This is a genomic window from Streptomyces sp. NPDC059816, assembly GCF_042732055.1.
GTDB lineage: Bacteria > Actinomycetota > Actinomycetes > Streptomycetales > Streptomycetaceae > Streptomyces.
Genome location: NZ_JBHWIQ010000002.1, coordinates 382,171 through 406,587, shown reverse-complemented (window position 1 = coordinate 406,587; position 24,417 = coordinate 382,171). Strand labels below are relative to the sequence as shown.

22 protein-coding genes are annotated in these 24,417 nt (G+C 73.6%); 7 read left to right on the top strand and 15 right to left on the bottom strand.

Annotated features, from left to right (window positions below):
* The first annotated feature begins 194 nt into the window (after positions 1-194).
* Complete coding sequence (locus ACFV88_RS04415; protein ID WP_385485850.1) at positions 195-1,874, top strand: glycoside hydrolase family 13 protein; 1,680 nt, start codon at positions 195-197, stop codon at positions 1,872-1,874.
* An 82-nt stretch (positions 1,875-1,956) separates the two neighbouring features.
* Here the strand turns inward: ACFV88_RS04415 and ACFV88_RS04410 are convergent, their stop codons facing one another.
* Entirely contained in the window at positions 1,957-2,685 is a 729-nt protein-coding gene (locus tag ACFV88_RS04410; protein ID WP_385485848.1) for a TetR/AcrR family transcriptional regulator, read from the bottom strand.
* Positions 2,686-3,015: 330 nt separating this feature from the next.
* Between ACFV88_RS04410 and ACFV88_RS04405 the strand changes: the two genes are divergently transcribed.
* Both ACFV88_RS04405 and ACFV88_RS04400 read left to right on the top strand, forming a co-directional pair.
* Positions 3,016-3,561 (top strand): hypothetical protein, encoded by a 546-nt coding sequence (locus ACFV88_RS04405; protein WP_385485846.1) that lies wholly within the window; start codon positions 3,016-3,018, stop codon positions 3,559-3,561.
* A 95-nt stretch (positions 3,562-3,656) separates the two neighbouring features.
* On the top strand, positions 3,657-4,052 hold the full coding sequence (locus ACFV88_RS04400; RefSeq protein ID WP_385485844.1) for a DUF6281 family protein: 396 nt from the start codon (positions 3,657-3,659) through the stop codon (positions 4,050-4,052).
* Positions 4,053-4,113: 61 nt separating this feature from the next.
* On the opposite strand, the gene ACFV88_RS04395 is transcribed toward ACFV88_RS04400, so the two are convergent.
* Together ACFV88_RS04395 and ACFV88_RS04390 are read right to left on the bottom strand one after the other, a co-directional pair.
* Positions 4,114-6,060 (bottom strand): hypothetical protein, encoded by a 1,947-nt coding sequence (locus ACFV88_RS04395; protein ID WP_385485842.1) that lies wholly within the window; start codon positions 6,058-6,060, stop codon positions 4,114-4,116.
* 158 nt (positions 6,061-6,218) lie between these two features.
* Positions 6,219-6,818: a tetratricopeptide repeat protein gene (locus ACFV88_RS04390; protein ID WP_385485840.1), complete on the bottom strand. Its 600-nt coding sequence runs from the start codon at positions 6,816-6,818 to the stop codon at positions 6,219-6,221.
* Positions 6,819-7,038: 220 nt separating this feature from the next.
* Here ACFV88_RS04390 and ACFV88_RS04385 point away from each other — a divergent pair, with 220 nt between their 5' ends.
* On the top strand, positions 7,039-7,545 hold the full coding sequence (locus ACFV88_RS04385; protein WP_385485838.1) for a hypothetical protein: 507 nt from the start codon (positions 7,039-7,041) through the stop codon (positions 7,543-7,545).
* Between the two features lie 86 nt (positions 7,546-7,631).
* On the opposite strand, the gene ACFV88_RS04380 is transcribed toward ACFV88_RS04385, so the two are convergent.
* The 6 genes from ACFV88_RS04380 to ACFV88_RS04355 form a co-directional block, all read right to left on the bottom strand.
* Positions 7,632-9,080: a DUF1996 domain-containing protein gene (locus tag ACFV88_RS04380; protein ID WP_385485836.1), complete on the bottom strand. Its 1,449-nt coding sequence runs from the start codon at positions 9,078-9,080 to the stop codon at positions 7,632-7,634.
* 157 nt (positions 9,081-9,237) lie between these two features.
* Entirely contained in the window at positions 9,238-10,251 is a 1,014-nt protein-coding gene (locus ACFV88_RS04375; protein WP_385485834.1) for an NAD-dependent epimerase/dehydratase family protein, read from the bottom strand.
* A gap of 99 nt (positions 10,252-10,350) precedes the next feature.
* The gene (locus ACFV88_RS04370; RefSeq protein WP_385485832.1) at positions 10,351-11,028 is read right to left on the bottom strand and encodes a winged helix-turn-helix domain-containing protein; all 678 of its coding nucleotides are present in this window, start codon (positions 11,026-11,028) and stop codon (positions 10,351-10,353) included.
* Between the two features lie 335 nt (positions 11,029-11,363).
* A complete protein-coding gene (locus ACFV88_RS04365) occupies positions 11,364-12,371 on the bottom strand; it encodes a DUF6891 domain-containing protein (protein WP_385485830.1) in 1,008 nt (335 codons plus the stop codon).
* A gap of 159 nt (positions 12,372-12,530) precedes the next feature.
* Complete coding sequence (gene glnII / locus ACFV88_RS04360) at positions 12,531-13,562, bottom strand: glutamine synthetase (protein ID WP_385485828.1); 1,032 nt, start codon at positions 13,560-13,562, stop codon at positions 12,531-12,533.
* A 119-nt stretch (positions 13,563-13,681) separates the two neighbouring features.
* On the bottom strand, positions 13,682-14,200 hold the full coding sequence (locus ACFV88_RS04355; protein ID WP_385485826.1) for a MarR family winged helix-turn-helix transcriptional regulator: 519 nt from the start codon (positions 14,198-14,200) through the stop codon (positions 13,682-13,684).
* A 395-nt stretch (positions 14,201-14,595) separates the two neighbouring features.
* Between ACFV88_RS04355 and ACFV88_RS04350 the strand changes: the two genes are divergently transcribed.
* Entirely contained in the window at positions 14,596-14,886 is a 291-nt protein-coding gene (locus ACFV88_RS04350) for a hypothetical protein (RefSeq protein ID WP_385485824.1), read from the top strand.
* Positions 14,887-15,104: 218 nt separating this feature from the next.
* Positions 15,105-16,469 (top strand): DUF2252 domain-containing protein, encoded by a 1,365-nt coding sequence (locus tag ACFV88_RS04345; protein WP_385485822.1) that lies wholly within the window; start codon positions 15,105-15,107, stop codon positions 16,467-16,469.
* Between the two features lie 24 nt (positions 16,470-16,493).
* Here the strand turns inward: ACFV88_RS04345 and ACFV88_RS04340 are convergent, their stop codons facing one another.
* Positions 16,494-16,934: a TetR-like C-terminal domain-containing protein gene (locus ACFV88_RS04340; protein WP_385485820.1), complete on the bottom strand. Its 441-nt coding sequence runs from the start codon at positions 16,932-16,934 to the stop codon at positions 16,494-16,496.
* 109 nt (positions 16,935-17,043) lie between these two features.
* Positions 17,044-17,418, bottom strand: a complete 375-nt coding sequence (locus ACFV88_RS04335; protein ID WP_385485818.1) for a hypothetical protein — start codon at positions 17,416-17,418, stop codon at positions 17,044-17,046.
* Between the two features lie 101 nt (positions 17,419-17,519).
* Between ACFV88_RS04335 and sigJ the strand changes: the two genes are divergently transcribed.
* Positions 17,520-18,437 (top strand): RNA polymerase sigma factor SigJ, encoded by a 918-nt coding sequence (gene sigJ, locus ACFV88_RS04330; RefSeq protein WP_385485816.1) that lies wholly within the window; start codon positions 17,520-17,522, stop codon positions 18,435-18,437.
* Between the two features lie 69 nt (positions 18,438-18,506).
* Here sigJ and ACFV88_RS04325 read toward each other — a convergent pair whose 3' ends face one another.
* The 4 genes from ACFV88_RS04325 to ACFV88_RS04310 form a co-directional block, all read right to left on the bottom strand.
* A complete protein-coding gene (locus ACFV88_RS04325; RefSeq protein ID WP_385485814.1) occupies positions 18,507-18,968 on the bottom strand; it encodes a hypothetical protein in 462 nt (153 codons plus the stop codon).
* Positions 18,969-19,240: 272 nt separating this feature from the next.
* Positions 19,241-20,239, bottom strand: coding sequence for a methylmalonyl Co-A mutase-associated GTPase MeaB (meaB, locus tag ACFV88_RS04320; RefSeq protein ID WP_385485812.1), 999 nt, complete (start codon positions 20,237-20,239; stop codon positions 19,241-19,243).
* A 3-nt stretch (positions 20,240-20,242) separates the two neighbouring features.
* Positions 20,243-22,459, bottom strand: coding sequence for a methylmalonyl-CoA mutase (gene scpA, locus ACFV88_RS04315; RefSeq protein WP_385485810.1), 2,217 nt, complete (start codon positions 22,457-22,459; stop codon positions 20,243-20,245).
* The gene (locus ACFV88_RS04310) at positions 22,459-24,312 is read right to left on the bottom strand and encodes a methylmalonyl-CoA mutase family protein (protein WP_385485808.1); all 1,854 of its coding nucleotides are present in this window, start codon (positions 24,310-24,312) and stop codon (positions 22,459-22,461) included. The genes scpA and ACFV88_RS04310 overlap by 1 nt, the downstream gene beginning before the upstream one ends.
* Between the last annotated feature and the right edge of the window lie 105 nt (positions 24,313-24,417).

Below are 24,417 nucleotides of genomic sequence, written 5' to 3'. Positions count from 1 at the left end.
GGTGCGCACCGCCGGACCGACCCGGACCCCGTGCGTCCCCGTTCCCGGCAGCCCGTCGCCCCGTCGCCCCACGCGCCCCGCGCCCCCCGAAGCCTCTCGTCACCGGCCGCACCGCGCGCGGCTCCCGGCACCCGACCCGCCGGACCCGCGGCAGACCTCCCGAGCGCATCCGCCCCCGACGCAGCGAGGACACCATGAGTCAGCACACCGCCGACCAGCCGCAGTCCGGAACCGGACCGGCCGCGACCAGCCCCGGCTGGTGGACCGAGGCGATCATCTACCAGGTCTACCCGCGCAGCTTCGCCGACGGCGACGGCGACGGCATGGGCGACCTCGAAGGCGTGCGCTCCCGGCTGCCGTACCTGCGCGACCTCGGGGTCGACGCGGTGTGGCTCAGCCCCTTCTACGCCTCGCCGCAGGCCGACGCGGGCTACGACGTCGCCGACTACCGCGCCGTCGACCCGGTGTTCGGCACCCTGCCCGACGCCGACGCCCTGATCCGCGACGTCCACGCCCACGGACTGCGGATCATCGTGGACCTGGTCCCCAACCACTCCTCCGAGCAGCACGAGTGGTTCCGGCGCGCCCTCGCCGAGGGGCCCGGCTCCGCACTGCGCGAGCGCTACCACTTCCGCCCCGGCCGGGGGACCGGCGGCGAACTCCCGCCCAACGACTGGGAATCGGTGTTCGGCGGACCCGCCTGGACCCGCACCACCGACCCCGACGGCACCCCGGGCGACTGGTACCTGCACCTCTTCGCCCCGGAACAACCGGACTTCGACTGGGACCACCCGGCCGTCGGCGACGAGTTCCGTTCCATCTTGCGCTTCTGGCTCGACATGGGGGTGGACGGCTTCCGCGTCGACGTCGCCCACGGCCTCGTCAAGGCCCCCGGCCTGCCCGACCTCGGCACCCGCGAACAGCTGCGCCTGCTCGACGGCGAGGCGAAACCCTTCTTCGACCAGGACGGCGTGCACGAGGTCTACCGCTCCTGGCGCACCGTGCTCGACGAGTACCCCGGGGAGCGGATCTTCGTCGCCGAGGCGTGGACCCCCACCATCGAACGGACCGCCCGCTACGTCCGCCCCGACGAGCTGCACCAGGCGTTCAACTTCCCCTACCTCACCACCCCGTGGGACGCCGCCGAACTGCGGACGATCATCGACCGGTCCCTGGACGCCATGAGGTCCGTGGGCGCCCCGACCACCTGGGTGCTCTCCAACCACGACGTCACCCGGCACGCCACCCGCTTCGCCAACCCGCCCGGCCTCGGCACCCAACTGCGCAGCGCCGGCGACCGCGAGCTGGGGTTGCGCCGGGCCCGCGCGGCGACCCTGTTGATGCTGGCGCTCCCCGGATCGGCGTACGTGTACCAGGGGGAGGAGCTCGGCCTTCCGGACGTGGTCGACCTGCCGGACGAGGTCCGCGAGGACCCCTCCTTCTTCCGCGCCGCCGGACAGGACGGCTTCCGCGACGGCTGCCGCGTGCCGATCCCGTGGACGGTGGACGGCACCTCGTACGGGTTCGGCTCCGGCGGTTCCTGGCTGCCGCAACCCGCCGGCTGGGGCGAGCTGAGCGTACGGTCGCAGACCGGCGTCGAGGGTTCCACGCTGGAGCTGTACCGGGCGGCCCTCGCGGCCCGTCGGGCCCACCCCGCGCTGGGCGCCGGCGACCGGGTGCAGTGGCTGGACGCCCCGGCCGGGGTGCTTGCCTTCCGACGCACCGCCGGGGGGCGCGACCTCGTCTGCGCCGCCAACACGACGGGCGCGCCGGTGCCGTGGACGGGTCCGGGCACCCTGCTGCTGTCGAGCGCCCCGCTGGGGGCGGACGGTGAACTGCCCGCCGACACGACCGCCTGGTGGACCTCTCCCTGAGGCCCGGCCCGTGCGCCCCCCGACCGCTGGACGCGGGTCGGGGCGCACCGGAGGTGCAGGAACGATTCCTTGGTGGTTCGGCTCAGACCGGGGCCCGGGGCGCCAACGCCATCAGCCGGCCCACGAGATCGCCGAAGGGACCGTCCACCGGCTCGGCCGCCAGGATGCGGACCAGTATCCGGGCCATCTCCTCGTCGTAGGCGGAGCTGACCGCGAGGAGCGCCGCGAAGTCGTGCACGAGCTGCAACTCCAACTCGTGGCGGGGGATCTGCCGCTTGTCCAGCCACAGCAGCGCCGTCGACTCGGCGAGCGAGATCCAGGACCGCACCACGAGTTCCAGCCGCGGCGGCGTGGCCTCCACCCACAGATGGGACAGGATGTGCTCGTACGCGGTCTGCCGCACCGAGTCGATCAGGGCGTTGGTCGCGGGGACCGTGTTCACCGGGACCGACTCGCCCAGGGAGATGGCGGGGCCCCCGCGCATCAGGGCCGAGAACCCCGGCCCGTGTTCGTCCACGAAGTCGAAGAACCGGCGCATCACCCGTAGCAGCCGGTCCCCGAGCGGACCCTCGTGCGGCTCCTCGAAGCGCCCCGCCAGGTCCTCGGCGGCCCGGGTCAGCGCGGCCTCGTACAGACTCAGCTTGCCCGGGAAGTAGTGGTAGACCAGCGGTCGGGATATCCCCGCGGCGGCGGCTATCTCGTCGATGGACACCTCGTCGGGCGAACGGCGGCTGAACAGGTCGAGAGCGACCCCGATCAACTGCCGCCGTCGTTCCTCCACACCCATCCTGCGGCGCACCCCGGTCGTCATGGGGAACACCCTAACGGCACCCGTCCCGCGAGCCCGGCCCTGCCCGAGGACCGTTACCGGAACCTCAGGTACCACGTGCCAACTCCCCCTGTTCGTAGGCGAGAAGGGCCGATTCCGGTACCGATCGCGGCTCCCAGTTCCGGGCGGGACCGGGGCGCGTCCGCCGACCGGCGGAGGAACCCGACCGACCGCGGGCCGGGTTTCTCGACGGACCGCACCGCACGGCCGCTCCACCCGTGGTGAAGTACTCCATGGTCCGACGAAGGGCCGCCGGACGCCCCCCACCCCGACCGGCCCTTCACCCCCCACCATCCGGAGCACGAAGACGCCATGACCAGGTACCCCCACCACCTGCGCCGGGCCGCTGCCGAGGCCATCGGCCGCTTCCCCCACGCCCTGCGCCCGGAGATCTACGTCGTCTCCTTCCGCATCGCTCGCCTCGGCGACGACCCCCGCCGCCCGTACCTCGCGGTCGGCCGCAACACCGAGAGCCGGTTCCGCGCCGCGTTGGACCGGCACGGGCCGGACGAGGCCCGGTGGAACCCGGCGCACTGGCTCCCCGAGGTCGAACGCATCGGCGGCGGCCCCGAGGACCCCGACGGCGCCGCGGCGTTCCGGGCGGAGGCCGAACGGCTCGGCTACTGGTACGAGGACGGGGACGACCTCACCGACGACGAGGAGGACGACTGCGCGGAGGCCCTCTACGGCCTGTTCGCCGACGCCTGCGAACGGGCCGCCGACGCCCTGACCTCCACCGGGACGGTGACCGCCCTGCTGGGCCGCGCCGTTCCGATCGTGGTCCACGACCCGGCCCTCACCGGCTGGGAGCCGCCCCGCCCGCCGGACGCGCGCTCCTTCCTCCCGCACCACCCGTAGCGGGTCTCTCCCGCGGTGAACGTTTCCGCGGGCTCGCCCGTCGTAGGAGCACGAGCGCGCCGGCCGGAGTCCGGCGCCCGGCGAGGAGGACGTTCATGAAGGGGACCGTGCGGTCCGTCGGCGCGTTGACGGCCGTGTTCGTGGTGGTGTCGCTGTCCGCGTGCGCGGTGGACGACGACGCAACGGGCAACCAGGCCGCGGCCTGCGCCTACGAGGTGACGTACCAGGACCGGACGTACGGCGGCGTCGGCGACATCGGGGCCGGGGACGTGCCCGTCGGCGCCGAGCTGGGCCGGGCCACCTCGCCGCCCTGCAACGACCACAGCGGCGCCGACGAGAGGGCCACCACGGAGAGGGCCTACGCCGTCGAGGGCGTGTCCCCGAAGGTCGCCATCGCCGTCGGCGCCACCCCGGACGAGGTCACGCTGGTCGCCGTCCACTCCGGTACGGAGCTCCCGCCGGAGGTGCGGCGGCTGATCGACGGCAAGTGAGCGCCCGACCGACCCTTCCGGCAGCCCGCCCGAGCGGGCCGCCGGAAGGGTCGGGACGCACCTAGTGCAGGGCGTGCAGGACGCTGCCGTCCGCGTTGCGGCCCCGCAACTGCGCCTGGGCGCCCTGCTGGGCGGGCGCGGCCAGGAAACGGCCCGTGGCCTTCTCGGCGACGTCACCGGTGGTGGAAACCTCCGTGACCCCTGCGCTCCCGGCGGCCAACAGGTACCAGGAGCCGGCGTCCGACTTCCACAGGGCCCCGGCCAGCACCCGCGGTTCCCGCACCCCGCACGCCGGCGAGCCCGACGACTGCGCGGCGACCGCGGCCACGGGCTTCCCGGGGGCGAGCACCTGGGCCAGCACCCTGGCCTCCCCGCCCCGCCAGGTGTCACCCCGGGTGCACAGCCAGGTGGCCTCCCCGTTGCCCTGTGGCAGCGGCTGGCGCGCGTACGCCCAGGAGTTGACCGACCGCATCCCCTGCCCCTGCAACATGGCCAGCGAACACGCCGTGCGCGACCACTCGTCGAGCGCACCCTTGCCCGTGGCGTCCCGCGCACCGCCGGGCGTGCCCGAGGTCAGCCGGGCGGGCGTCAGTTCGCCGAGGTCCGTGAGCAGCCGTTCCCCGCCGCCGCGCTCCTCCAGTTGGAGGACGTGCCAGGTGGCGCACAGCCCGGTGTTCGGGTCGGGGCGGCCCCCCGCGGCCAACGGATCGGTGACCCCGTCGGCGGACCTGCGCAGCTTCACGGGAGTGCTGCCGGGCTCCCGCAGATCGCGCATGGACGCGTCCGTCACCCAGGGCGCCGTCAGATACCGGACGTTGCCGTCGGTCCGGCCCAGCACCAGCGCACCGGCCCCCGCCCGCTGGGCACCGTCCACCCGGGCGAAGTCCAGGGCGGCGTCCCGGGTGCCCTCGACGGGCTCCGCGTACCGGACGACCCGCAGCCCGTCGTAGAAGAGGACGACCCGCGCCCCGTCCACTTCGCCCGCGTACAGGAGCTGTGCCGGTCCGGGCGCCGCGCCGGACGCCGTTCCCGGGGTGGCCGACACCCGCACCGACCCGCCGGGCCGCGCCCACACGGCGAGCGCCCGGCGCAGCAGTGCCTTGTCCTTGGTGTGCGAGCCCCGGGCGGGCCAGACCGAGAAGTCGGTGCGGTCGGACGTCTCCCAGGCGGTGGCCTCGGCGCCGGTGAGCTGGTCGGGGTCGAGCGCGGCCTGCCCGGCGGGGTTGCGCGCGTAGGGCGGGGCCGCCGCACCGTCCGGTCCCCAGCCCTCGCCGGGGAGCCCGAGCAGGGTGCCGCACACCACCAACGCGGCCAGGGTGACCCCGGCCGCCCGGAAGTGCTGCCGGCGCCGCACCAGGTCGGTGGGCCGCGCCTGGAGCGCGCACGGATCGAACTCGGGGGACTCCAGCAGCGCGGGCGGGGCCTCGACCTCGTCGGCCTCGTCCAGCGCCCCCTCGGGGTCCTTCGCGCCGGCCGCGGCGAGGAGGTCCAGCGTCGCGTCCTCGGACAGCCGTTCCAGACCCCGCAGCACGTAGGCGGCACGCCCTTCGGCGGAGAGGTCCGCCAACTGCCGGTCGAGGGCGAGTTCGTCGGCACCGCCCGAGCGGGGGAACAGCTTCAGGCCCCACACCAGGGGCAGCGCGGGCCGCCGTCGGACCCGGTCGGCCAGGGCGAACCGCTTGGCGGGCCGCCCCGCCGACAACGCGGCCCGCAGGACCCGCAGTCGGGCGAGGGCGTACTCCGGATCGGCGGACCGGGAGTCGTCGGAGCGGCGGGCCGGCACCACACCGCCGACGCTCTGACCGTTCCGGTCGCGCGGCAGGGACCGCTGGACCACCCCGTGCGCGGTGAGCGCCCGTCGCGCCCGGGGGAGGTCCGGCGGCAGCACCAGATAGGCGAGCCGGGCGAGCCGCGGGTAGTGCTCGACGAGAGCGGCCCCGGCCCGCTCCACGTCGGTGGCCGGGTCGGTCGGGTGGTCGGGGCGGGTGGCGACATCCTGTGACTGCACGACCAGCGCAACGAACGAACCGTCCCCGGGTCACCGGGGCGACCCGGACGGGGGACGTCGGCCCCAGCCCAGCCCAGCCCAGACCGGCACGGACCGGACCGGCACGGACCGGGGCTCGGCCGCGGGTCGGTTCCGACGGGGTCGGGTTCCGGCGCGGGTCAGGGTTCGCTCGGAGCCGTGAGCTGCTTCGCGTAGTGCCCCAACGACCGCTGGTAGCGGGGCAGGTGCGGGGCGAGCGAGCCGAGGGCCAGGGCCAGCGCCTCCCGCTCCCGACCGGTGTCCGCCAGGCACAGGGCGAGGAACGCCCGTACGGCGTCGTCCAAGTCGTCGTGCTCCGCGGTGAGTTCCGGGGTCAGCAGCACGACCCCCTCCTCGGGGCGGCCCAGGTTCCGCAGTGAGCTGGCCAACTGGATCTTCGCCCGCCGCCGGCGTACGCCGACCACCCCGCGCTCCAGGGCGAGCCGGTACAGCGGGACCGCCCGCTCGGGGCGGCCGGTCGAGTCGAAGGCGCCGGCCCGCTCGAACGCGGCCACCGCGCTGTCCGTCGGCAGCTCCCCGGCCAGGGTGTCGATGAGCGCCCGGAACTCGGAAGCGGACAGCGTGTCGTACCGGGACCAGGCGGCTGCGAGCCGCTGTTCCCAAGCGAGCCCGGGCTCCCCGTCGTGCGTCACCGCCACCGTGGTGCCCGCCGTGCCGCCCGGTCCGCTCGCCCTGCGGCCCACCGTGCTGCCGCCGTCACCGCTCCCGCTCCCACGCATGCCTCCCCTTCCCGTTCTCCACAGGCACACCTTCGCACACTTGTACCCCACAAGCGGCCGGGGAAAGGCTGTGATCAGCCATGTTTGCCCTGGCGAACACGCCCCGTAGGGGATGGTGTTGAAGGGGACGGGGTGTCGGCCGTTGAGCGCAGCGGAGCCCGGGGCCGTATCCAGGAGGGGGCCCGCCCGGGCTCCGGGACACCGGCGGAAGGGCGGCGCGATGCGGCGGACGAGGAGCGGCCCCGAGGGGGGTCCGGACGGGACGGTGAACGGTGCGCGGTCCCGCGCCGGGCGGGGGGCACGGCTCGCGGGCCCGGTCGTGCTGCTCACCGTGCTCGGCGGGCTCACCGGCTGTGTCGACCGGGCCCCGGACGTCCCCCCGACGGCCACCGGCACCCTGGAAGACCTCGCGGCCCTGGCCGGCTGCGAGCCCGAGCTGCGGACCGGGGCCGAGGAGCTGAGGTTGGCCGACTGCCGGGTGGAGGGGGGCCGGTTCGTGCTGGTGACCTTCGCCACCGACCGGGGCCAGCGGGAGTGGTTGAACGGGGCCAAGGACTACGGCGGCACCTATCTGGTGGGGCGGGCGTGGGTGGCCGTGGGGGAGCCGGACGTCGTCGGGGCGCTCCGCCGTGAACTGGGCGGCCAGGTGGAGGAATCCGCGCACGGCACGGACACCGGTACGGGCGCCGGTCCGGACTCCGGCCCGGCGGGCCACGGCGGCCACTGACCCGGAGGGCGGGGATCGGGTCCCGCCCTCCGGGCCGTCGTGGCGCCCTCACCGGCCCGTTCGCTCCGGCCGGCGCGCGGGCCCGGTCAGGAGCACCGCTGACCGCGGTTGAGGCACTGCGTCAGTCGCTGCATGAGCTGCCGGTCGAAGACGTTGATGAAGTCACCGTGGTCGGTGACCGGCTTGTGCAGCTGCTCGGGGAACGAGTCGATGGCGAAGTTCCGGCGCGGTGCCACGTCGTAGACGATGCGCTGCACGAGCTGCGGGACCGCCCGGAAACCCGAGGGGCAGGCGCCGGTGCGCGGGTCGACGAACGCCACGTGCGTACGGTGGTTCGCGCTGTCCGTGTTCCTGCCGTCCCAACAGCTCTGGAAGCGGAACGTGCGCACCACCCGGCTGCCGCTCGGGCACAGCGGGTACTTGTCCTTCAGCTGCCGGTCCTCGAAACCGGTGCAGCTCCAGGAGGCGTTCGCGTTGCCGGTGCCGTTGGTCAGGGCCTTGGCGTCCCCCGTGATGATCCGCAGGAACCGCGGCATGGCCACCACCGGGGAACGCGGGTTGCCCACGAACTCCAGGGTCACCGACGAAGGCGTCTGGATCTTGCCCACGTTCCGGTCCCGACCGCCGCCGTCCGCACCGGCGTCCGCCTCGTCCTGCCCGTTCTGCACCCGCAGCACCGGCCAGTAGTAGGAGGACCGGTCGCCCTGGTTCCGGCAGGTGGTCGCACCCCGGGCGAGCGTGCGGTCGTCGGCGAACGCGTCGTTGGCCTGGTTGCCGACGTAGTCGTGCATGTGGTGGGCGCCGTTGCGGACACCCGGCGCCACGATCACGTTGTCCGAGTTGAACAGGCCGTTCCGGTTGGTGCCGCACCGGGTGGTGAAGGTGCCGCGGGAGGCGTTGCGCTGGACGCGGGGGAGCCGGCCGGTGTTGGCGCGGACGGACCTGATGTCCACGTAGTCGGCGGCGACGGGACCGTTGCCGGCCTGACCGCCGCCGCTCCCGTTGCCACCGCTGTTGCCGTTCCCGTTCCCGTTCCCGTTCCCGTTCCCGTTCCCGTTGCCGGGGCGGCCGGCGTCCGGGGACCGGCCGGTGCAGGTGGCGAGGGAGTCGATCCCCGCGGGTGGTCGGCCGCCGCTGCGGCTGATCTGGAGCCGGATGCGTTCGATCACCACGGCCCGGTCGTCGTTCAGCGGGGTGAGGATGTCGTCCCGCACGAACCGCGGGTCCCGTGCGGCGGCGTCCCGGGAGGCCGCGAGCCGCCGGTAGGCCTCGGTGATCTGGCCGTCGAGGGTGGCCAGATCACCGTCCACCCCGGCCCGCGCCGCGCCGGGCACCTCCGTCAGTTCGTTGCCCACGTCGGGGCAGTCGATCGTGGCGACCACCGGCCGCGTACCGTCGCCGTCGGTCGGCGCTGGCTCCTGCGCCGCGGCGTAGACGTTCGCCACGACCAGCGCGCCCGCGCCCAGGACCAGGGCGGTCGACGCGGCCACGGCGCGTCGGGCGGTGCTCGGTCGTCGTTTTCGTGTGCGTGCCATGGAACTCCTCTGCTCTCCTCGCCGGGCCGGGGGCGCACGGCAGGGGTGAAGCGGTTCCGTTCCATACGGGGCTGCCCGCGCGGGCGTTCAACGCTCCCGCCGATCCGTCGTGGGGCACAGGTGTGCGGTGGCGGTCGACGGGCGACCGCCACCGGAATCAGCCCTGGTCGCCGCCGTCCGCGACCTCCCGCAGGATGCGTGCCTCGGTCTCCGCGGAGAGTCGGACGGCGGGCCGGTCCGGCCGGTGCGGCGCCGCACCGCCCAAGGAGGTGAGCCACGTCCAGGTGTCGGCGACCGTCTCGGCGGCCGGGCGACAGACCAGACCCGCTCCGACGGCCCGCGACACGTCCGAGCCGTGCAGGGCCGCGTGCACCTCCGAGCCGGGCGGGGCCCAGATCGGCAGCTCCGTCCAGGGCTCAACGCCGGCCTTCAGGATGACCTCCGGGTCGATCCAGCGCAGCTGGGCGCGGGAGCCGGTGACCGCCACACAGGCGTCCAGGAGCTCTCCGGTGGTGGTGTGCCCCGAGGGACTCACCGTGTCGTAGGGGCCGTTCAGCCCGGCGACCGTGGCATCGAGGGCGAAGGCGGCGAGGTCACGGACGTCCACGTACTGGAGGGGCAGGTCCCGGGGGCCCGGGGCGAGGACCGCACCGCCCCGGGCGATCCGGTTCAGCCACCAGGGCAGCCGTCCTACGTTCTCGTAGGGGCCGATGATCAGTCCGGCGCGCAGCAGCAGGCTCCGCTCCGGTCCGAAGGCGGCCTCCACGGCGAGTTCGGCGCCCCGTTTGTCCTCGGCGTATGCCGTCGCCTCCGCATCGGGGTCGCCCGTCACCGGCGGATGGCTTTCGTTCGCCCCGGCGGGCGGTGCCCAGGCGTACACCGACTTGCTGGACACGTACGTGTAGTGCCCGACCCGGTCCGCCAACAGCGCGGCCGTGTCCCGCACCGCGCGGGGGGCGGCCGACCAGGTGTCGACCACCGCGTCCCAGTCGCCGTTCGCCAGCGCGGACAGCCCCCCGGGCGCCGTGCGGTCCCCGGTCAACGTGGCGACGCCGTCCGGTGCGGGATGCCGTCCCCGGTTGAACGCGGTGACCTGCCAGCCGCGTTGCACGGCCTCTTCGGCGACGGCGCGCCCCGCGAACTCGCTTCCTCCCAGAATCAGTAGCTTCATGCACCGACCCTGACACCGCGCCGGTCCGGGTGGGAACGCGGTTCCGCTGTCGGAGAACGTCTTCCTCCGACAGCGGAATCCGCACGGCGCCAGATCACCTCACTGGGCGGACGGCGGCACGTACTTGTAGCCCACCCTGCGCACGGTCTGGATCGCCTGCCGGTGCTCGGCCCCCAACTTGCGGCGCAGTCGGGCCACATGGACGTCGACGGTCCGGCCGTCGCCCACGTGCCCGTACCCCCACACGGTGGTGACCAGCTGGTCCCGGGTGTGCACCCGCCCGGGGTGGGCCACGAGATGGGCCAGGAGTTCGAACTCAAGGTAGGTGAGGTCGAGTTCCCGCCCGAGCACCCGGGCGGTCCGCCGCACGGTGTCCACCCGCACCAGTTCGTCGCCCTCGACGGACTCCTCCCCGGACGTCGGGGGCACGGGCAGCAGCCGCTGCTGGTCGGCGGGGACCAGGACCAGGTACCCGATCATCGGGGGCTGCCCGGGGATCGAGGGCAGGGTGTGCTGCGGCGCGGGCAGCCAGGTGGCCCCCGGCGGCAGGAAGTCCGTCACGTCGACGACTTCGTCCCGGTCCACGGCGCGCAACCCGCGCCGGGCGGGGGAACCGGTGGCGCCGGAACGGCTGCCCGCACCGCCGAGCGGCTGGCCGTAGGCCGCGGCGGTGGCCGTCGAGTAGGCCGCGGCGGAGGAGGGGGGATACGAGGTCCCCTGTGGATAGGAAGCGCCCGAGCGGGGGGTGTTCGCCGGGAAGGAACGGGTGTTCGCCATGAGGGGTCAGCTCTTTCGCGCGAGATGCCGTCGATTGAGTCGAGGGCGACGGGCCGGTGGACCCGTCCCGTCGAGGACGTACGTCGTGCGCGCTGGCCGAAGGCCGGGGTGAACGGCTTTAGAGGGCCTGCGCGTTCCTTGCGCGGCGACACACCCGATCGAAGTCGTGGTGCTGTCGGGACGGCCAGAAGGGCTCCAGTGCGTACACGTCGGGGCATCCCGTCGTTGTGTTCTGGTCGCTGGCCATGGCGCCATTGAACCAGAAGGGGGTGCCCGTCAGGAACGCTCTCTCACCTGATGGACGCGTCCCTTGGCGCGATTGGAGCACCCGTACCTCAACCGACCAGGCGCTTTCGCCAGTTGACGGGGGTCACGAGGATACCGCTGTCCGGTTCACCGTCCCACTTCGTGGACAGCCCGGTGGCCGCCAGTGCCGCGACCACCTCACGGCCCACCGCCACCGCGGTCGTGCCGCTGCCGTCGAACCCGCCGTACACGAGCGACAGCCCCTGCCCGGCGGTTGCGGACCCGGTCGCCCCGCGGTGGAAGAACACGTATCCCCGGGCGCCCGGACCGGCCTCGCCGCCGATGTCGGAGCGCCCGCAACCGAGGCAACACGTGAAGTCCTCACGGGCCGTGATGCCCGTGCGTTCCAGCGCCGCGAACGCCTCCGTCACCCGCTCGGGGTCCGTGGTCCCCGACCAGTCGGCGCTCTCCGCGACCCGCGCCAGCCACAGCCGGTCCACCAGGTCCCGCGCCTGTCCCGGGGACACCGGCCGCCGCCCGGGCGCGAACCCGGCGCGCTCCGCCTGAGCCGAGCCGATCAGGTGTTCCTCGGCCACCTCCGCGAGCGCCGCGCGGTCGAGGTACCCGCAGCGGATCAGCGTCCGCACCCGCTCCTCCAGGGGGCCGCGCAACTCCTCGGGCACCTCCGGCTCGTCGACCGGCGGGTCCGCGTCCACCGGCTTCCACGCGATGCCGTGGTCCCAGCCGTCCGCGCCCAGCGACCAGCCGAGGACCGCCGCGACGACCCGGTCACGGTCATCGGCCGGGAGGTCCGCACCCAGGAACACCGCCCGGCTCGACCGGTGTTCCACGCGGTACTCCTCCCCCTCGGCGTGCCAGACCTGGAGGAACACGTCCGGGAGGTCGGGCACCCGTTGGACGACGAGGAAGTGGTCGTCCGCCCCGCCGATCCGCTCCACCAGACGGCGCAGCCGCGCGGCGCAGGGCCGCAGATGGCTCGCGTCGTCCTCCGTCCTGACCCGAACGGCGAGCGGGTCACCGTCCCCCGGCGCACTCCGGCCGAGCGCCTCCACTCCTGCCCCGCTCGCGTCCGTCATGGTGCTCCCTTCGGCCTGCGGATTCCGGGACCCAAGGTGCCACGGCCCACTGACACCGCGCCCGGGAAGCCGCAGCCGTGGCGCACGGTCGCCCCACGCGGGCGGGGCGCCCACCGGTCGCGGCGGGCGCCCCACGGGAGCGTGACGGGTGGCGCGGGATCAGACCTGACCGGCCTTCTCCAGCGCGGCGCAGCAGGTGTCGACCATCAGTCGCGTGACGACGTACGGGTCCACGTTCGCGTTGGGGCGCCGGTCCTCGATGTAGCCCTTGCCCTCGTCCTTGACCTGCCACGGGATGCGGACGGACGCGCCGCGGTCGGAGACCCCGTACGAGTACTCGTTCCAGGGCGCCGTCTCGTGCAGGCCGGTCAGCCGGTCGTCGATGCCCGCCCCGTAGTTCTTGACGTGGTCCAGCGGCTTGGACCCCTCACCCAGCGATTCGCACGCGGTGATGATCGGGTCGTAGCCCTCGCGCATCGCCCGGGTCGAGAAGTTGGTGTGCGCGCCCGCGCCGTTCCAGTCGCCCTTGACCGGCTTCGGGTCGAGGGTGGCCGACACGTCGAAGTCCTCCGCCGTGCGGTAGAGCAGCCAGCGGGCCACCCACAGCTGGTCCGAGACCTCCAGCGGGGCCAGCGGCCCCACCTGGAACTCCCACTGGCCGGGCATCACCTCGGCGTTGATGCCGGAGATCCCGAGGCCCGCCTTGAGACAGTTCTCCAGGTGCGCCTCGACGACGGGTCGCCCGTGGATCTCGTCCGCGCCGACGCCGCAGTAGTAGCCGCCCTGCGGCGCGGGGAAGCCGCCCACGGGGAAGCCGAGCGGGCGCTCCCCCTCGAAGAAGGTGTACTCCTGCTCGATGCCGAAGATCGGCTCCTGCGCGGCGAACCGCTCGGCGACCTCGGCCAGCTCCGCCCGGGTGTTGGACGGGTGGGCGGTCAGGTCGGTGTTGAGGACCTCGCACAGCACCAGGATGTCGTCGCCGCCGCGGATCGGGTCCGGGCAGACGAACACGGGCCGCAGCACGCAGTCCGAGGAGCGGCCCTCGGCCTGGTTGGTGCTCGATCCGTCGAAGCCCCACAACGGCAGCTCGGCGAGGACCGTGGCGGAGCCCGGCATGATCTTCGTCTTCGAACGGAGCTTGGCCGTCGGCTCGGTGCCGTCGATCCAGATGTACTCGGCCTTGAACGTCACGGGACACATCCTTGGGGCGTCAGGACTGCGCGGTCGGTGCGGGTGCCGCGGGGGCGCGGTGCGTGACCGACAGTGTCAAGACGCGATTACCCGACGGTTGCCCGTACGTGAACCCCGTGTTACCCGGCTGTTCCCCGTCCGGGCGCGGGGCTCATCTTCGTCACCGTCGCCGGCACCGTTTCCGTCGTCCCCCGTGCCGCGGCCAGCACCGAGGTGAGGAACCGCTGCACGGCGTCGAGCTGGTGGTCGTCGTACTCCTTGACCAGCTCCGCGGACCGGTCGAGCAGGGGGGCGTGCACGGTTGCGGCGAGGGTGGCGGCCCGCTGTTGCAGGTCGATGAGCACCCGTCGGCGGTCCTGCCGGTCCGGGACCCGTCTGACGTGCCCGAGGTGTTCGAGCCGGTCGATGAGGGCGGTGGTCCCCGCGGAGTTCAGCCCGAGCCGGGACCCGAGCAGCCCCGCGGTCACGGGCGTGCCGGCCCGTCGGGCGTCCAGGAGCCAGGCGAGGGCCCGTACGTCGGTGGGGTGCATGCCGTGCCGGGCGGCGAACCGCGCGTGCAGTGCGGTCAGCGCGGCCGACGCCTCCCGCAGGAGCCGTACGGCGTCCCTTCCGGTGTCCTGTGGGCTCTGTCCGTCCATGCCGTCCTCCGCTGGTGTCGTGGACCCGCGCGGTGCTCCGGCTCCCGGGCCGGCGCGGTGTCCCGGGAGCCGGGCGGCCGTGCGGCTTGCGGTGTCAGGTACGAATCACGTGGGGGTGGTTGCTCAACGCGGACGGGGAAACCCCGGGTAACGAACGCCACACTCCGCGAGGGACGGTTTCTGCGTCCCGCCGGCCGAAGTGCTTCCCGGGCGTGGTAATCGACGCCGGCTGTCGTCTCCCGGAGGAGGCGCAACGGGGTGCGCGGCGGGGCGTCCCGGGGGCCTGCTTGACGGCCCATCACATCCATTCTGAGCAGGGGCTTTTGTCAGTGGTGGGCGGTAAAATGGAAGCAGTTCAAGGGGGTTCGCGAGGAGCCCTCGACGGCGACAGGAGGATGTCCGTGCCCACTGCCGCACTCACGCACCAGACCCTGCCGATCGACCTCCCGTACACCCCGCTGCGGAAGCAGGCGCTGCCCGCCGGACGCCCGCGCGAGTGGTACGTCACCCACAACCGACGGCTCAAGGCCATGCGCCTCGCCATCGCCCTGCTCGACGCGGGCGTGTACGTGCCGAGCCAGGCGCCCAACCGCACGATCCGGTCCACCGCCGAGCGCGTCGGCATCCACCCGCCGTCGGACACCACGTGCCACATGGTCCGGGCGTTCATGCGCTACAGCCGCTGACCGAGGGCGGGGGAGCCGGTTGCGGCGGTTCCTCCGCCCGTTCCCCCGCCCCGCCCCCGGCTGCCGCTCCCGCCCCGCGGGGGCTCACCCGGATGCCGTACCGGCGGTGCGGCCCGCCACGGGGTCCCGTTCACTGGGGACACCACGCGGCGTACCCCCGGGAGGCTGCCCATGCCGAGGACCCCCAGGACGCCCACCGCCCACGCGCGGCGGGCGCCGTGAGCACCCCCGCCGGACCCCCGGCCGACCGGACTCCCCAGGCGCGTGCGACCCGGGGCCGCCGCGCCCGCAAACGGGTGCCGCGCAGTGCCCACGGCATGTGGATCCCGGCCGTCGGCCGCCCCGACCCGGTGGCCGTACTGGAACGCCAGGGCACCGACCGGGTACCGGAACTGCTCCCCGTCCGCTACGGCAGGATGGTCCTGTCCCCCTTCGCGTTCCTCCGGGGGAGCGCCGCGATCATGGCGGCCGACCTCGCCGCCACGGACAACACCGGGCTCACCGTCCAACTCTGCGGCGACGCCCACCTGATGAACTTCGGGCTGTACGCCTCGCCGGAACGCACCCAGCTCTTCGACGTCAACGACTTCGACGAGACGTTCCCGGGCCCCTTCGAGTGGGACGTCAAACGCCTCGCCGTCAGCGCCGCCGTCGCCGCCCGGGACAACGGCCTCGGCAAGGGGCCCGCCCACCGCGCCGCGCGGGAGAGCGTCACCCAGTACCGCCTGATGATCCGCAAACTCGCGGACCTCGGCGAACTGGACGTCTGGTACACGCACATCGACGCCACCGGCCTCATCCGGCTGATCCGCCCCGGCGGCCGGGGGCGGGCCCGGGCGACCTTCGCCCGGGCCCGCCGCCGCACCAGCCTCCAGGCCCTCGGCAAGCTCACCGAGGTGGTCGACGGACGCCGGCGGATCGTCGACGATCCGCCGCTGGTCGAGCGGCTGGGCGGGCCGGACCTGACCGAGCTGCGCAAGGCCTTCAGCGACTACCGCTCCACCCTCACCGAGGAACGCCGCGCCCTCCTGGACCGGTACCGCTTCGTGGACGCCGCCCGCAAGGTCGTCGGCGTCGGCAGCGTCGGCACCCGCTGCTTCATCGTGCTGCTCACCGGGCGCGACGACGGCGACCCGCTGTTCCTCCAGATCAAGGAAGCGGCGCCGTCCGTCCTGGAGGAGCACCTGCCGAACGGCGTCTACGACCACCCCGGTCGCCGGGTGGTCGCCGGTCAGCGGTTGACGCAGGCCGCGAGCGACATCTTCCTCGGCTGGATGACCGGTTCGCACGGCCGGGCCTACTACTGGCGCCAGCTCCGGGACATGAAGGGTGCGGTCGACCTCGCCGCGCTGTCCCCCGGCCAACTCGTGCGCTACGCCGGCCTCTGCGGTGTCGCCCTGGCCCGCGCCCACGCCCGGTCCGGCGACCGCATCGCCCTCGCCGCCTACCTGGGCGCGGGCGACACCTTCGACCGGGCCGTGGCCGACTTCGCGCTGCGGTACGCGGACCAGAACGCGGCCGACCACTCGGCGTTGGAGGCGTCGATCGCGGCCGGCGTCATCGCGGCGGAGCCCGGCGTGTAGCCCACCGGACCCTGCGGGCCGTCGCTAGACGGTGCCCGCCACCGTCAGGGCGCAGACCGGGAGGAACAGCATCCACTGCGGCAGCCTGAGCAGTGGCCTGGGCCAGCCGACCGACAGCGTGACGACCAGGAAGACGATCGCGTACGCGGAGGAAGTGCGCAGCCACGAACCAGGCCGCCAGGCGGGTCGTCGACGTGTCGTCCGCCAGAGCGAGGTAGACCAGGCCGACGTGGAGAACACGGCCCCGGCCAGCATGTCCAGGACCAGGTCCACGGGGGTGTCGTCCGTGATCTCCCCACGAGCCGCGGCACGCTCGAAGACGAGCGCCAGCCGCGCCTTCGCCGGGGCGAGGAAGTCGCCGCGGATGCGTGCTTTGAGCTCCGGGTCGGCGGCGAAGTCGGCGAGCAGTCCCGGAAGCGCCGCCGCGGCGCCGGGTGCGCGGAACTCGTCGACCAGCGCTTGCACCAGCGCGGGCGGCCACCGCCCCGATCGAGGTCGTGGCGTAACCGACCTCGACCACCAACTCGGTGGCCGCGCGGACGATCGCCGCGTGCGAACGGGGATCCCTGGGGCGTCACCGCCTTGGACGGGCCAGGGCCAGCAGGCTCAGGCCGAACATCAGGACGCCCAGCGGGAAGTGGACCGACGGGACGTGCGCGATGCCGACCGCGACCTGGACCGACGCGAGCACCAGGAAGCCGGACGCCTGCCAGACGGCCCGGGGCGAGCCGCCGCCCCGCTTCCACGCCAGCACCGCGGCGAGCACGTACAGCATCGACGCCCCGTACATCACCCGGGCTCCGACGTCGTGCAGCACCTCCCCGTAGGACGAGGTCAACAGCAGTCCCGCGGAGACCGCCTGGAGGAAGACGGTCACGGTCTGCACGGCGATCGAGACCTGGAGGAACGAGGGCCTGCGCCGTGCGTGCGCCGTCAGCTGGGTCGCCATCTCGAAGTCCCCTTGTCCGCCCTCGGGCAGTAGATCGATAAGGTCTCACCAGTCCGACGACGCGGGCCTGCGAAAGGTAAGGCGAGGGGGCGACCGGGAACATGGGCAGGGGCGGGGCCGGCGTGGACGGTACGGTCGGCGAGCGAGGCCGACTGATCAATGTCGCCTACCGGTTGCTCGGTTCGTTGACCGAGGCCGAGGACGCCGTGCAGGACGCCTACGCGCGCTGGTACGCGCTGCCGCACGGCCGGCGGGAGGAGATCCGTTCCCCCGGCGCCTGGTTGACGACGGTGACCAGCCGCATCTGCCTGGACCTGCTCGGCTCGGCGCGGGCCCGCCGGGAACGCTACGTCGGCGCCTGGCTGCCCGAGCCGCTGCCCGACGGCACCGCCGGGTCGGGCCGTGCGGGCGCCGCCGCCCCCACCGGCCCCGAGGACCCCGCCGACCGGATCGTCCTGGACGAGTCGGTGACCATGGCGTTCCTCGTCGTCCTGGAGTCGATGACGCCCGCCGAGCGGGTGGCGTTCGTCCTGCACGACGTCTTCCGGTACCCGTTCGCCGAGATCGCCGACGTCCTCGACCGGACCCCCGCGGCCTGCAAACAGCTGGCGGCCTCCGCCCGACGACGGGCGGGCGCGGCGCGCGCTCCGGTGCCGGCGGCCGACCGGGCCGCTGTGGTGAGGCACGTCAAGGAGGCGTGGCAGGCCAAGGACATCGCGGCCCTCGTCGGCCTCCTCGACCCGGCCGCCGTGATGACCGCCGACGGCGGCGGCATGGTCGGCACCGTGCTGCGCCCGGTCGAAGGCGGGGCGCGCATCGCCGCCTACATGGTGGCCATCGCCGACCGGGCACCGGGGCTCGAACTCCTGGAGCGGTCGGTCAACGGAGTGCCGGGCCTGGTCGCCCGGCGGGCCGGCGTCGTGGTGACCGTGGCCGCGTTCGACGTCCGTGACGGGCGGGTCGACCGCATCTGGGCGGTCCGCAACCCGGAGAAGCTGCGGCCCTGGGGACGGGACTGAGCCCCCACGCGGCAGGGGTCCGTGCGGGGCGACCGACCCCGCACGGACCCCTGCCGAGCCCGGGAACCGTCAGAGGAGAGGGTCCTCCCGCCGCGGAGTGCTGCACAGTGCCCAGATCACGAAGACGCCGATGGCGATGCTGATCAGCGCCCACAACGGCTGGTAGGGCAGCCAGATGAAGTTGAGGACGATGCTCAGCGCGGCCAGCCCGACGCCCACTGCACGGGCCCAGTCGGTGCCCTTGAGGATGCCGTAGCCCACCACCGCCACGAGCACGCCGAGGACGATGTGGATCCAGCCCCAGGTGGTCAGGCTGAACTCGAACACGTAGTCGCCGACGCGGGCGTACACATCGTCCTCGGCGACCGCCGCGATGCCGTTCAGGACCGCCAGCACACCGGAGACCAGCATCAGGACCCCGGCGAAGACGGTCCCTCCGGTGACCCAGTCGGCACCGGAGGACTTCCGGTGCTGCGGGGGCGTCCCACCGGTCCCCGGGGTGCCCGCCGGCGGTGGTGTGGTGCTGCTCATGGGGTTCTCCCCTCGAAGCGCGGCCCTCGGTGCTGAGCGGTGGTCCCCGACCGGGGGACCACCGAGGACCCGGTGCCCCGAGCGTGTGACGTCCGGCCGCCGGTGGCGAACGGAATACCGCCGAACGGGTGAAAGGCCGGCCGGGTCGCCGCGCACAGGAGTAAGAGCCCGCCAACGGGGTAACGGGCGCCAGCGGGGTAACGGGCGCCAGCCCCGTGACGGGCACCAGTCCCGTGACGCACGGAGAGCGACCGTCCGGGGGCAGTGGCTGCCTACCCGGTGGGCTCCCCGCCCCGCAGCGCCTCCAGGATGCGTTCCGCGGCCAGCGTCGCGGTCAGCTCCCCACGGCGCACCTCCTGCTCCAGGCCCGGCGCCAGCGCCCGTACCGCGGGGTCGGTGCGCAACCTCCCCAACACCTCGTCGTGGACCATCGACCAGGTCCAGTCGACCTGCTGGTCCCGACGCTTGGCGGCCAGCGCACCCGTGGAGTCGAGCAGCGCGCGGTGCGCCTCCACCCGCTCCCACACGGTGTCCAGACCGGTGCCCTCCCGGGCGCTGCAACTCAGCACCGGGGCGGACCACGCCGCGTCCGGCGACTGCAACAGCCGCAGTGCACCCGCAAGTTCACGGGCCGCGGCCCGTGCGTCCCGCTCGTGCGGGCCGTCCGCCTTGTTCACGGCGATCACGTCCGCCAGCTCCAGGACGCCCTTCTTGATGCCCTGCAACTGGTCCCCGGTCCGCGCCAGCGACAACAGCAGGAACGTGTCCACCATGTTCGCGACGGCCGTCTCCGACTGCCCCACGCCCACCGTCTCCACCAACACCACGTCGTACCCGGCGGCCTCCATCACCACGATGGACTCCCGGGTGGCCTTGGCCACCCCGCCGAGCGTGCCCGCGGTGGGGGAGGGGCGCACGAACGCCGCCGGGTCCACCGACAGCCGCTCCATCCGCGTCTTGTCCCCGAGGATCGAGCCGCCCGTCCGGGTGGACGAAGGGTCGACCGCGAGCACCGCGACCCGGTGCCCCAGCCCCGTCAGCATCGTCCCCAGCGCATCGATGAACGTCGACTTGCCGACGCCCGGGACCCCGCTGATGCCGACCCGCCGCGCCCGCCCCGCGTACGGCAGCAGAGCGGTCAGCAACTCCTGGGCGCGTGCACGGTGGTCGGCCCGGGTCGACTCCACCAGCGTGATCGCCCGCGCCACGGACGCCCGCCGGCCCTCGCGCACGCCCCGTACGTAGTCGTCGAGATCGATCGTCCTCACCATGGACTACCGACTCACCGCTTCCCCGGACCCGTGCCCGAGCTGCTGCGACAGCCGGTCCACCAGGTCGTAGGCCGCGTCCGGGATGACCGTGCCGGGCGGGAACACCGCCGTGGCACCCGCCTCGTGGAGCGCCGGGACGTCCTGCGGCGGGATCACCCCACCGACCACGATCATGATGTCCTCGCGGCCCTCGCGCGCCAGCTCCTCCCGCAGCGCCGGAACGAGCGTGAGGTGTCCCGCGGCCAGCGACGACACCCCGACGATGTGCACGTCCGCCTCGACGGCCTGTCGGGCGACCTCCGCCGGGGTCTGGAACAGCGGGCCCACGTCGACGTCGAAACCGAGGTCCGCGAACGCCGTCGCGATCACCTTCTGCCCCCGGTCGTGCCCGTCCTGGCCCATCTTGGCGACCAGGATGCGCGGCCGGCGCCCCTCGGCCTCCTCGAAGGAGCCCACCAGGGCCCGGGTGCGCTCCACGGACGGCGACTTGCCTGCTTCGGTGCGGTACACACCGGAAATCGTACGGATCTGACCCGCGTGCCGCCCGTACACCTTCTCCAACGCGTCCGAGATCTCCCCGACCGTCGCCTTCGCCCGGGCCGCGTCCACCGCCAGGGCCAGCAGATTGCCCTCCAGGTCCGGGCCGGGGGTCCGTCCGGCGGCGTGGGTGAGGGCGCGCAGCGCGTCCTGGCACACCGTCTCGTCCCGCTCCGCGCGCAGCCGCCGCAACTGGTCGATCTGCCGTTGCCGCACCGAGGAGTTGTCGACCTTCAACACCTCGATCTGCTCGTCGGTCTCCACCCGGTACTTGTTGACGCCGATCACCGGCTGCCGCCCCGAGTCGATCCGCGCCTGGGTGCGGGCCGCCGCCTCCTCGACCCGCAGCTTCGGGATGCCCGCGTCGATGGCCTGGGCCATGCCGCCCGCCGCCTCGACCTCCTGGATGTGCGCCCAGGTCCGACGCGCCAGGTCGTACGTCAACTTCTCCACGTACGCACTGCCGCCCCACGGGTCGATGACCCGGGTCGTGCCCGACTCCTGCTGGATCAGCAACTGCGTGTTGCGGGCGATCCGCGCGGAGAAGTCCGTCGGCAGCGCCAACGCCTCGTCCAGCGCGTTGGTGTGCAGCGACTGGGTGTGCCCCTGGGTCGCCGCCATCGCCTCCACACAGGTGCGCGTCACGTTGTTGAACACGTCCTGCGCGGTCAGCGACCAGCCCGAGGTCTGCGAATGGGTGCGCAGCGACAGCGACTTGGGGTTCTCGGGGCCGAACTCCCGCACCAGTCGGGCCCACAGCAGCCGGGCCGCCCGCAGCTTGGCGATCTCCATGAAGAAGTTCATGCCGATCGCCCAGAAGAACGACAACCGGGGCGCGAACGCGTCCACGTCCAGGCCCGCCCCGCGGCCCGCCCGCAGGTACTCGACCCCGTCCGCCAGGGTGTACGCCAACTCCAGGTCGGCCGTCGCTCCGGCCTCCTGTATGTGGTAACCGGAGATGGAGATCGAGTTGTAGCGGGGCATCCGCCGCGAGGTGAACGCGAAGATGTCGGAGATGATCCGCATCGACGGCTTCGGCGGGTAGATGTACGTGTTGCGGACCATGAACTCCTTGAGGATGTCGTTCTGAATGGTCCCGGCCAGCTTCTCGGGCGGTACGCCCTGCTCCTCGGCGGCCACGATGTACAGCGCCAGCACCGGCAGCACCGCGCCGTTCATCGTCATCGACACGGTCATCCGGTCCAACGGGATGCCGTCGAACAACTGCCGCATGTCGTAGATCGAGTCGATGGCGACCCCGGCCATCCCCACGTCACCCGTGACCCGGGGGTGGTCGCTGTCGTACCCCCGGTGCGTCGGCAGGTCGAACGCGACCGACAGGCCCTTCTGCCCGGCGGCGAGATTGCGCCGGTAGAACGCGTTGGACTCCTCCGCCGTCGAGAACCCCGCGTACTGCCGGATCGTCCACGGCTGGTTGACGTACATCGTCGGGTACGGGCCCCGCAGGTACGGGGCGACGCCCGGGTAGGTGCCCAGGAAGTCGAGGCCCTCCAGGTCCCGCCCGGTGTACAGCGGCTGCACCGGGATGCCCTCCGGCGTCTCCCACCGCAGGTCGCCCTCGTCCTTGCCGGTGGACTCCTTCACCGCCGTCCGCCACTGCTCCTCGGAGCCCGTGCCGGGCCCGCCGGTCAGGTCGATGCCGGTGAAGTCGGGGATCGTCATCACGACACTCCCAGGAAGTCGAGGACGGAGGTCAAGGTGGCCACCGCGTCACAGCCGGCGAAGACGTGACCGTCCACGCCCGGGTGCCCGCCCGGGCGACCCGCGAGGAGCACCCGCCCGGCCCCCGCGCTCCGGAGGGCGGCGGCCACCGCCGGCGCCTCCTCCTCGTAACGCGCGTCACTGGAACACAGACAGGCGAGCGAGGCCCCGCTCGCGGCGAACGCGGCGGCGACCGACTCCGCGTCCACCGTCACCGGGTCGTGCACCGGCTCGATCCCGCCGGCCTGGAAGAGGTTCGCCGCGAAGGTGACCCGCGCGGTGTGCGCGGCGGCCGGACCCAGCGCCGCGAGGAACACCCTCGGTCGGGCGCCCGTCGCCGCCAGGTGCGCGTCCGAACGGGCCCGCAGCACCTCGTACGCCTCGTCCCTGCGCACCCGGGGCAGCCCCCCGGACAGCGGCGCGGGATGTGCCTGTCGCTCCACCGTCCGCTCCGCCAACAGCGGGAACTCGCTCACGCCCGTCACCGGCTCCCGCCGGGTGGCGAGCCGCTGGGAGCGCACCGCCCAGGTCCCGGCCAACCGCTCGGCGACGAACCCGGACCGCAGCGCGGCGCCCAGCCCACCCGCACGCTCCACCGTCCGGAAGAACTCCCAGCCCAGATGGGCGAGTTCATCGGTCAACCGCTCCACGTACCAGGAGCCGCCCGCCGGGTCGATCACCCGCGCCAGATGCGACTCCTCCAGCAGGATCGTCGACGTGTTCCGGGCGATGCGCCGTGCGAACGCGTCCGGCAGCCCGATCGCCTCGTCGAACGGCGACACCGTCACGGCGTCCGCCCCGCCGGCCCCGGCCCCCAGACAGGCGAGCGTCGTCCGCAGCATGTTCACCCACGGGTCGCGCCGGGTCATCATCACCGACGACGTCACCGCGTGCTGCCGCTGCGCTCCGGCGGCGCCCGGCACGCCCGACACCTCGGCGACCCGGGCCCACAGGCGCCGCGCCGCTCGGAACTTGGCGATCGTCAGGAACTGGTCGGCGCTCGCCGCGTACCGGAACTCCAGTTGCCCGCACGCCTGTTCCGCGGTCAGCCCCGCATCCGTGAGCAGCCGCAGGTACGCGACCCCGGTCGCCAGCGAGAGGCCCAGCTCCTCGGCGGCCGAGCCACCGGCCTCGTGGTACGGCAGCGCGTCGACGGTCAGGGCCCGCACGCCCGGCCAGTGCGCGACCGCGGCCCGGGCCAGCTCGACCGCATCGCCGGTGGCGACCTCCCGACCGGTACGGGCCTCGTGCCCCAGCGGATCCGCGCCCAACACCGCCCGGGCCTCGGTGGGCCGCACCCCGCGCTCGCCGTACAGCTCCCACAGCGCCCGACCGGCCGCCCCGTACGCGTCACCGGCGTCGAGGACGATCGGCGCGAGGTCCAGGTACACCCCGTGCAGCGCCCGCCCGAGGCCGTCCACGGGGATGCCGCCCCGGCCCACGGCGAGCCACAGCGAGGTCACCCCGTTCTCCAGGTCGGCGAGCACCGCCTCGTTGACCCGTACCGGGTCGCTCCCGGCGTGCCGCTGCCGCACGTCCCATCCGCCGGGTGCCACGCCCTCGGCGCGCCCGCCCCGCACGAAGGGCGCGAAGCCGGGGAACCCGGTGTCGGCCACCGCGTCCCTCGGGGTGTAGAGGGGCCGGGTCGTGAGCCCGTTCTCCAACGTCGTGGACAGTGCTTTCTCAGCGTCGTCGCCCGAGGCTTCCTTGCCCGACTTGCGCAGTACGCCCTCCACGAGGCGTTGCCACTGCTCATGGGTCGCGTCAGGGAACTCGGCGGCCAGCGAAAGCCCGTCGTCAGGCAGGACCGTCATGCCCAGATGCTAGGGCCTCACGCTAAAGGCACGCAGCGGCACGGGTTGTGATGTTTTCCTCAGGAAGATGGTGTATCTGGGTGTATTTGTCCCCTGGGAGGGTGA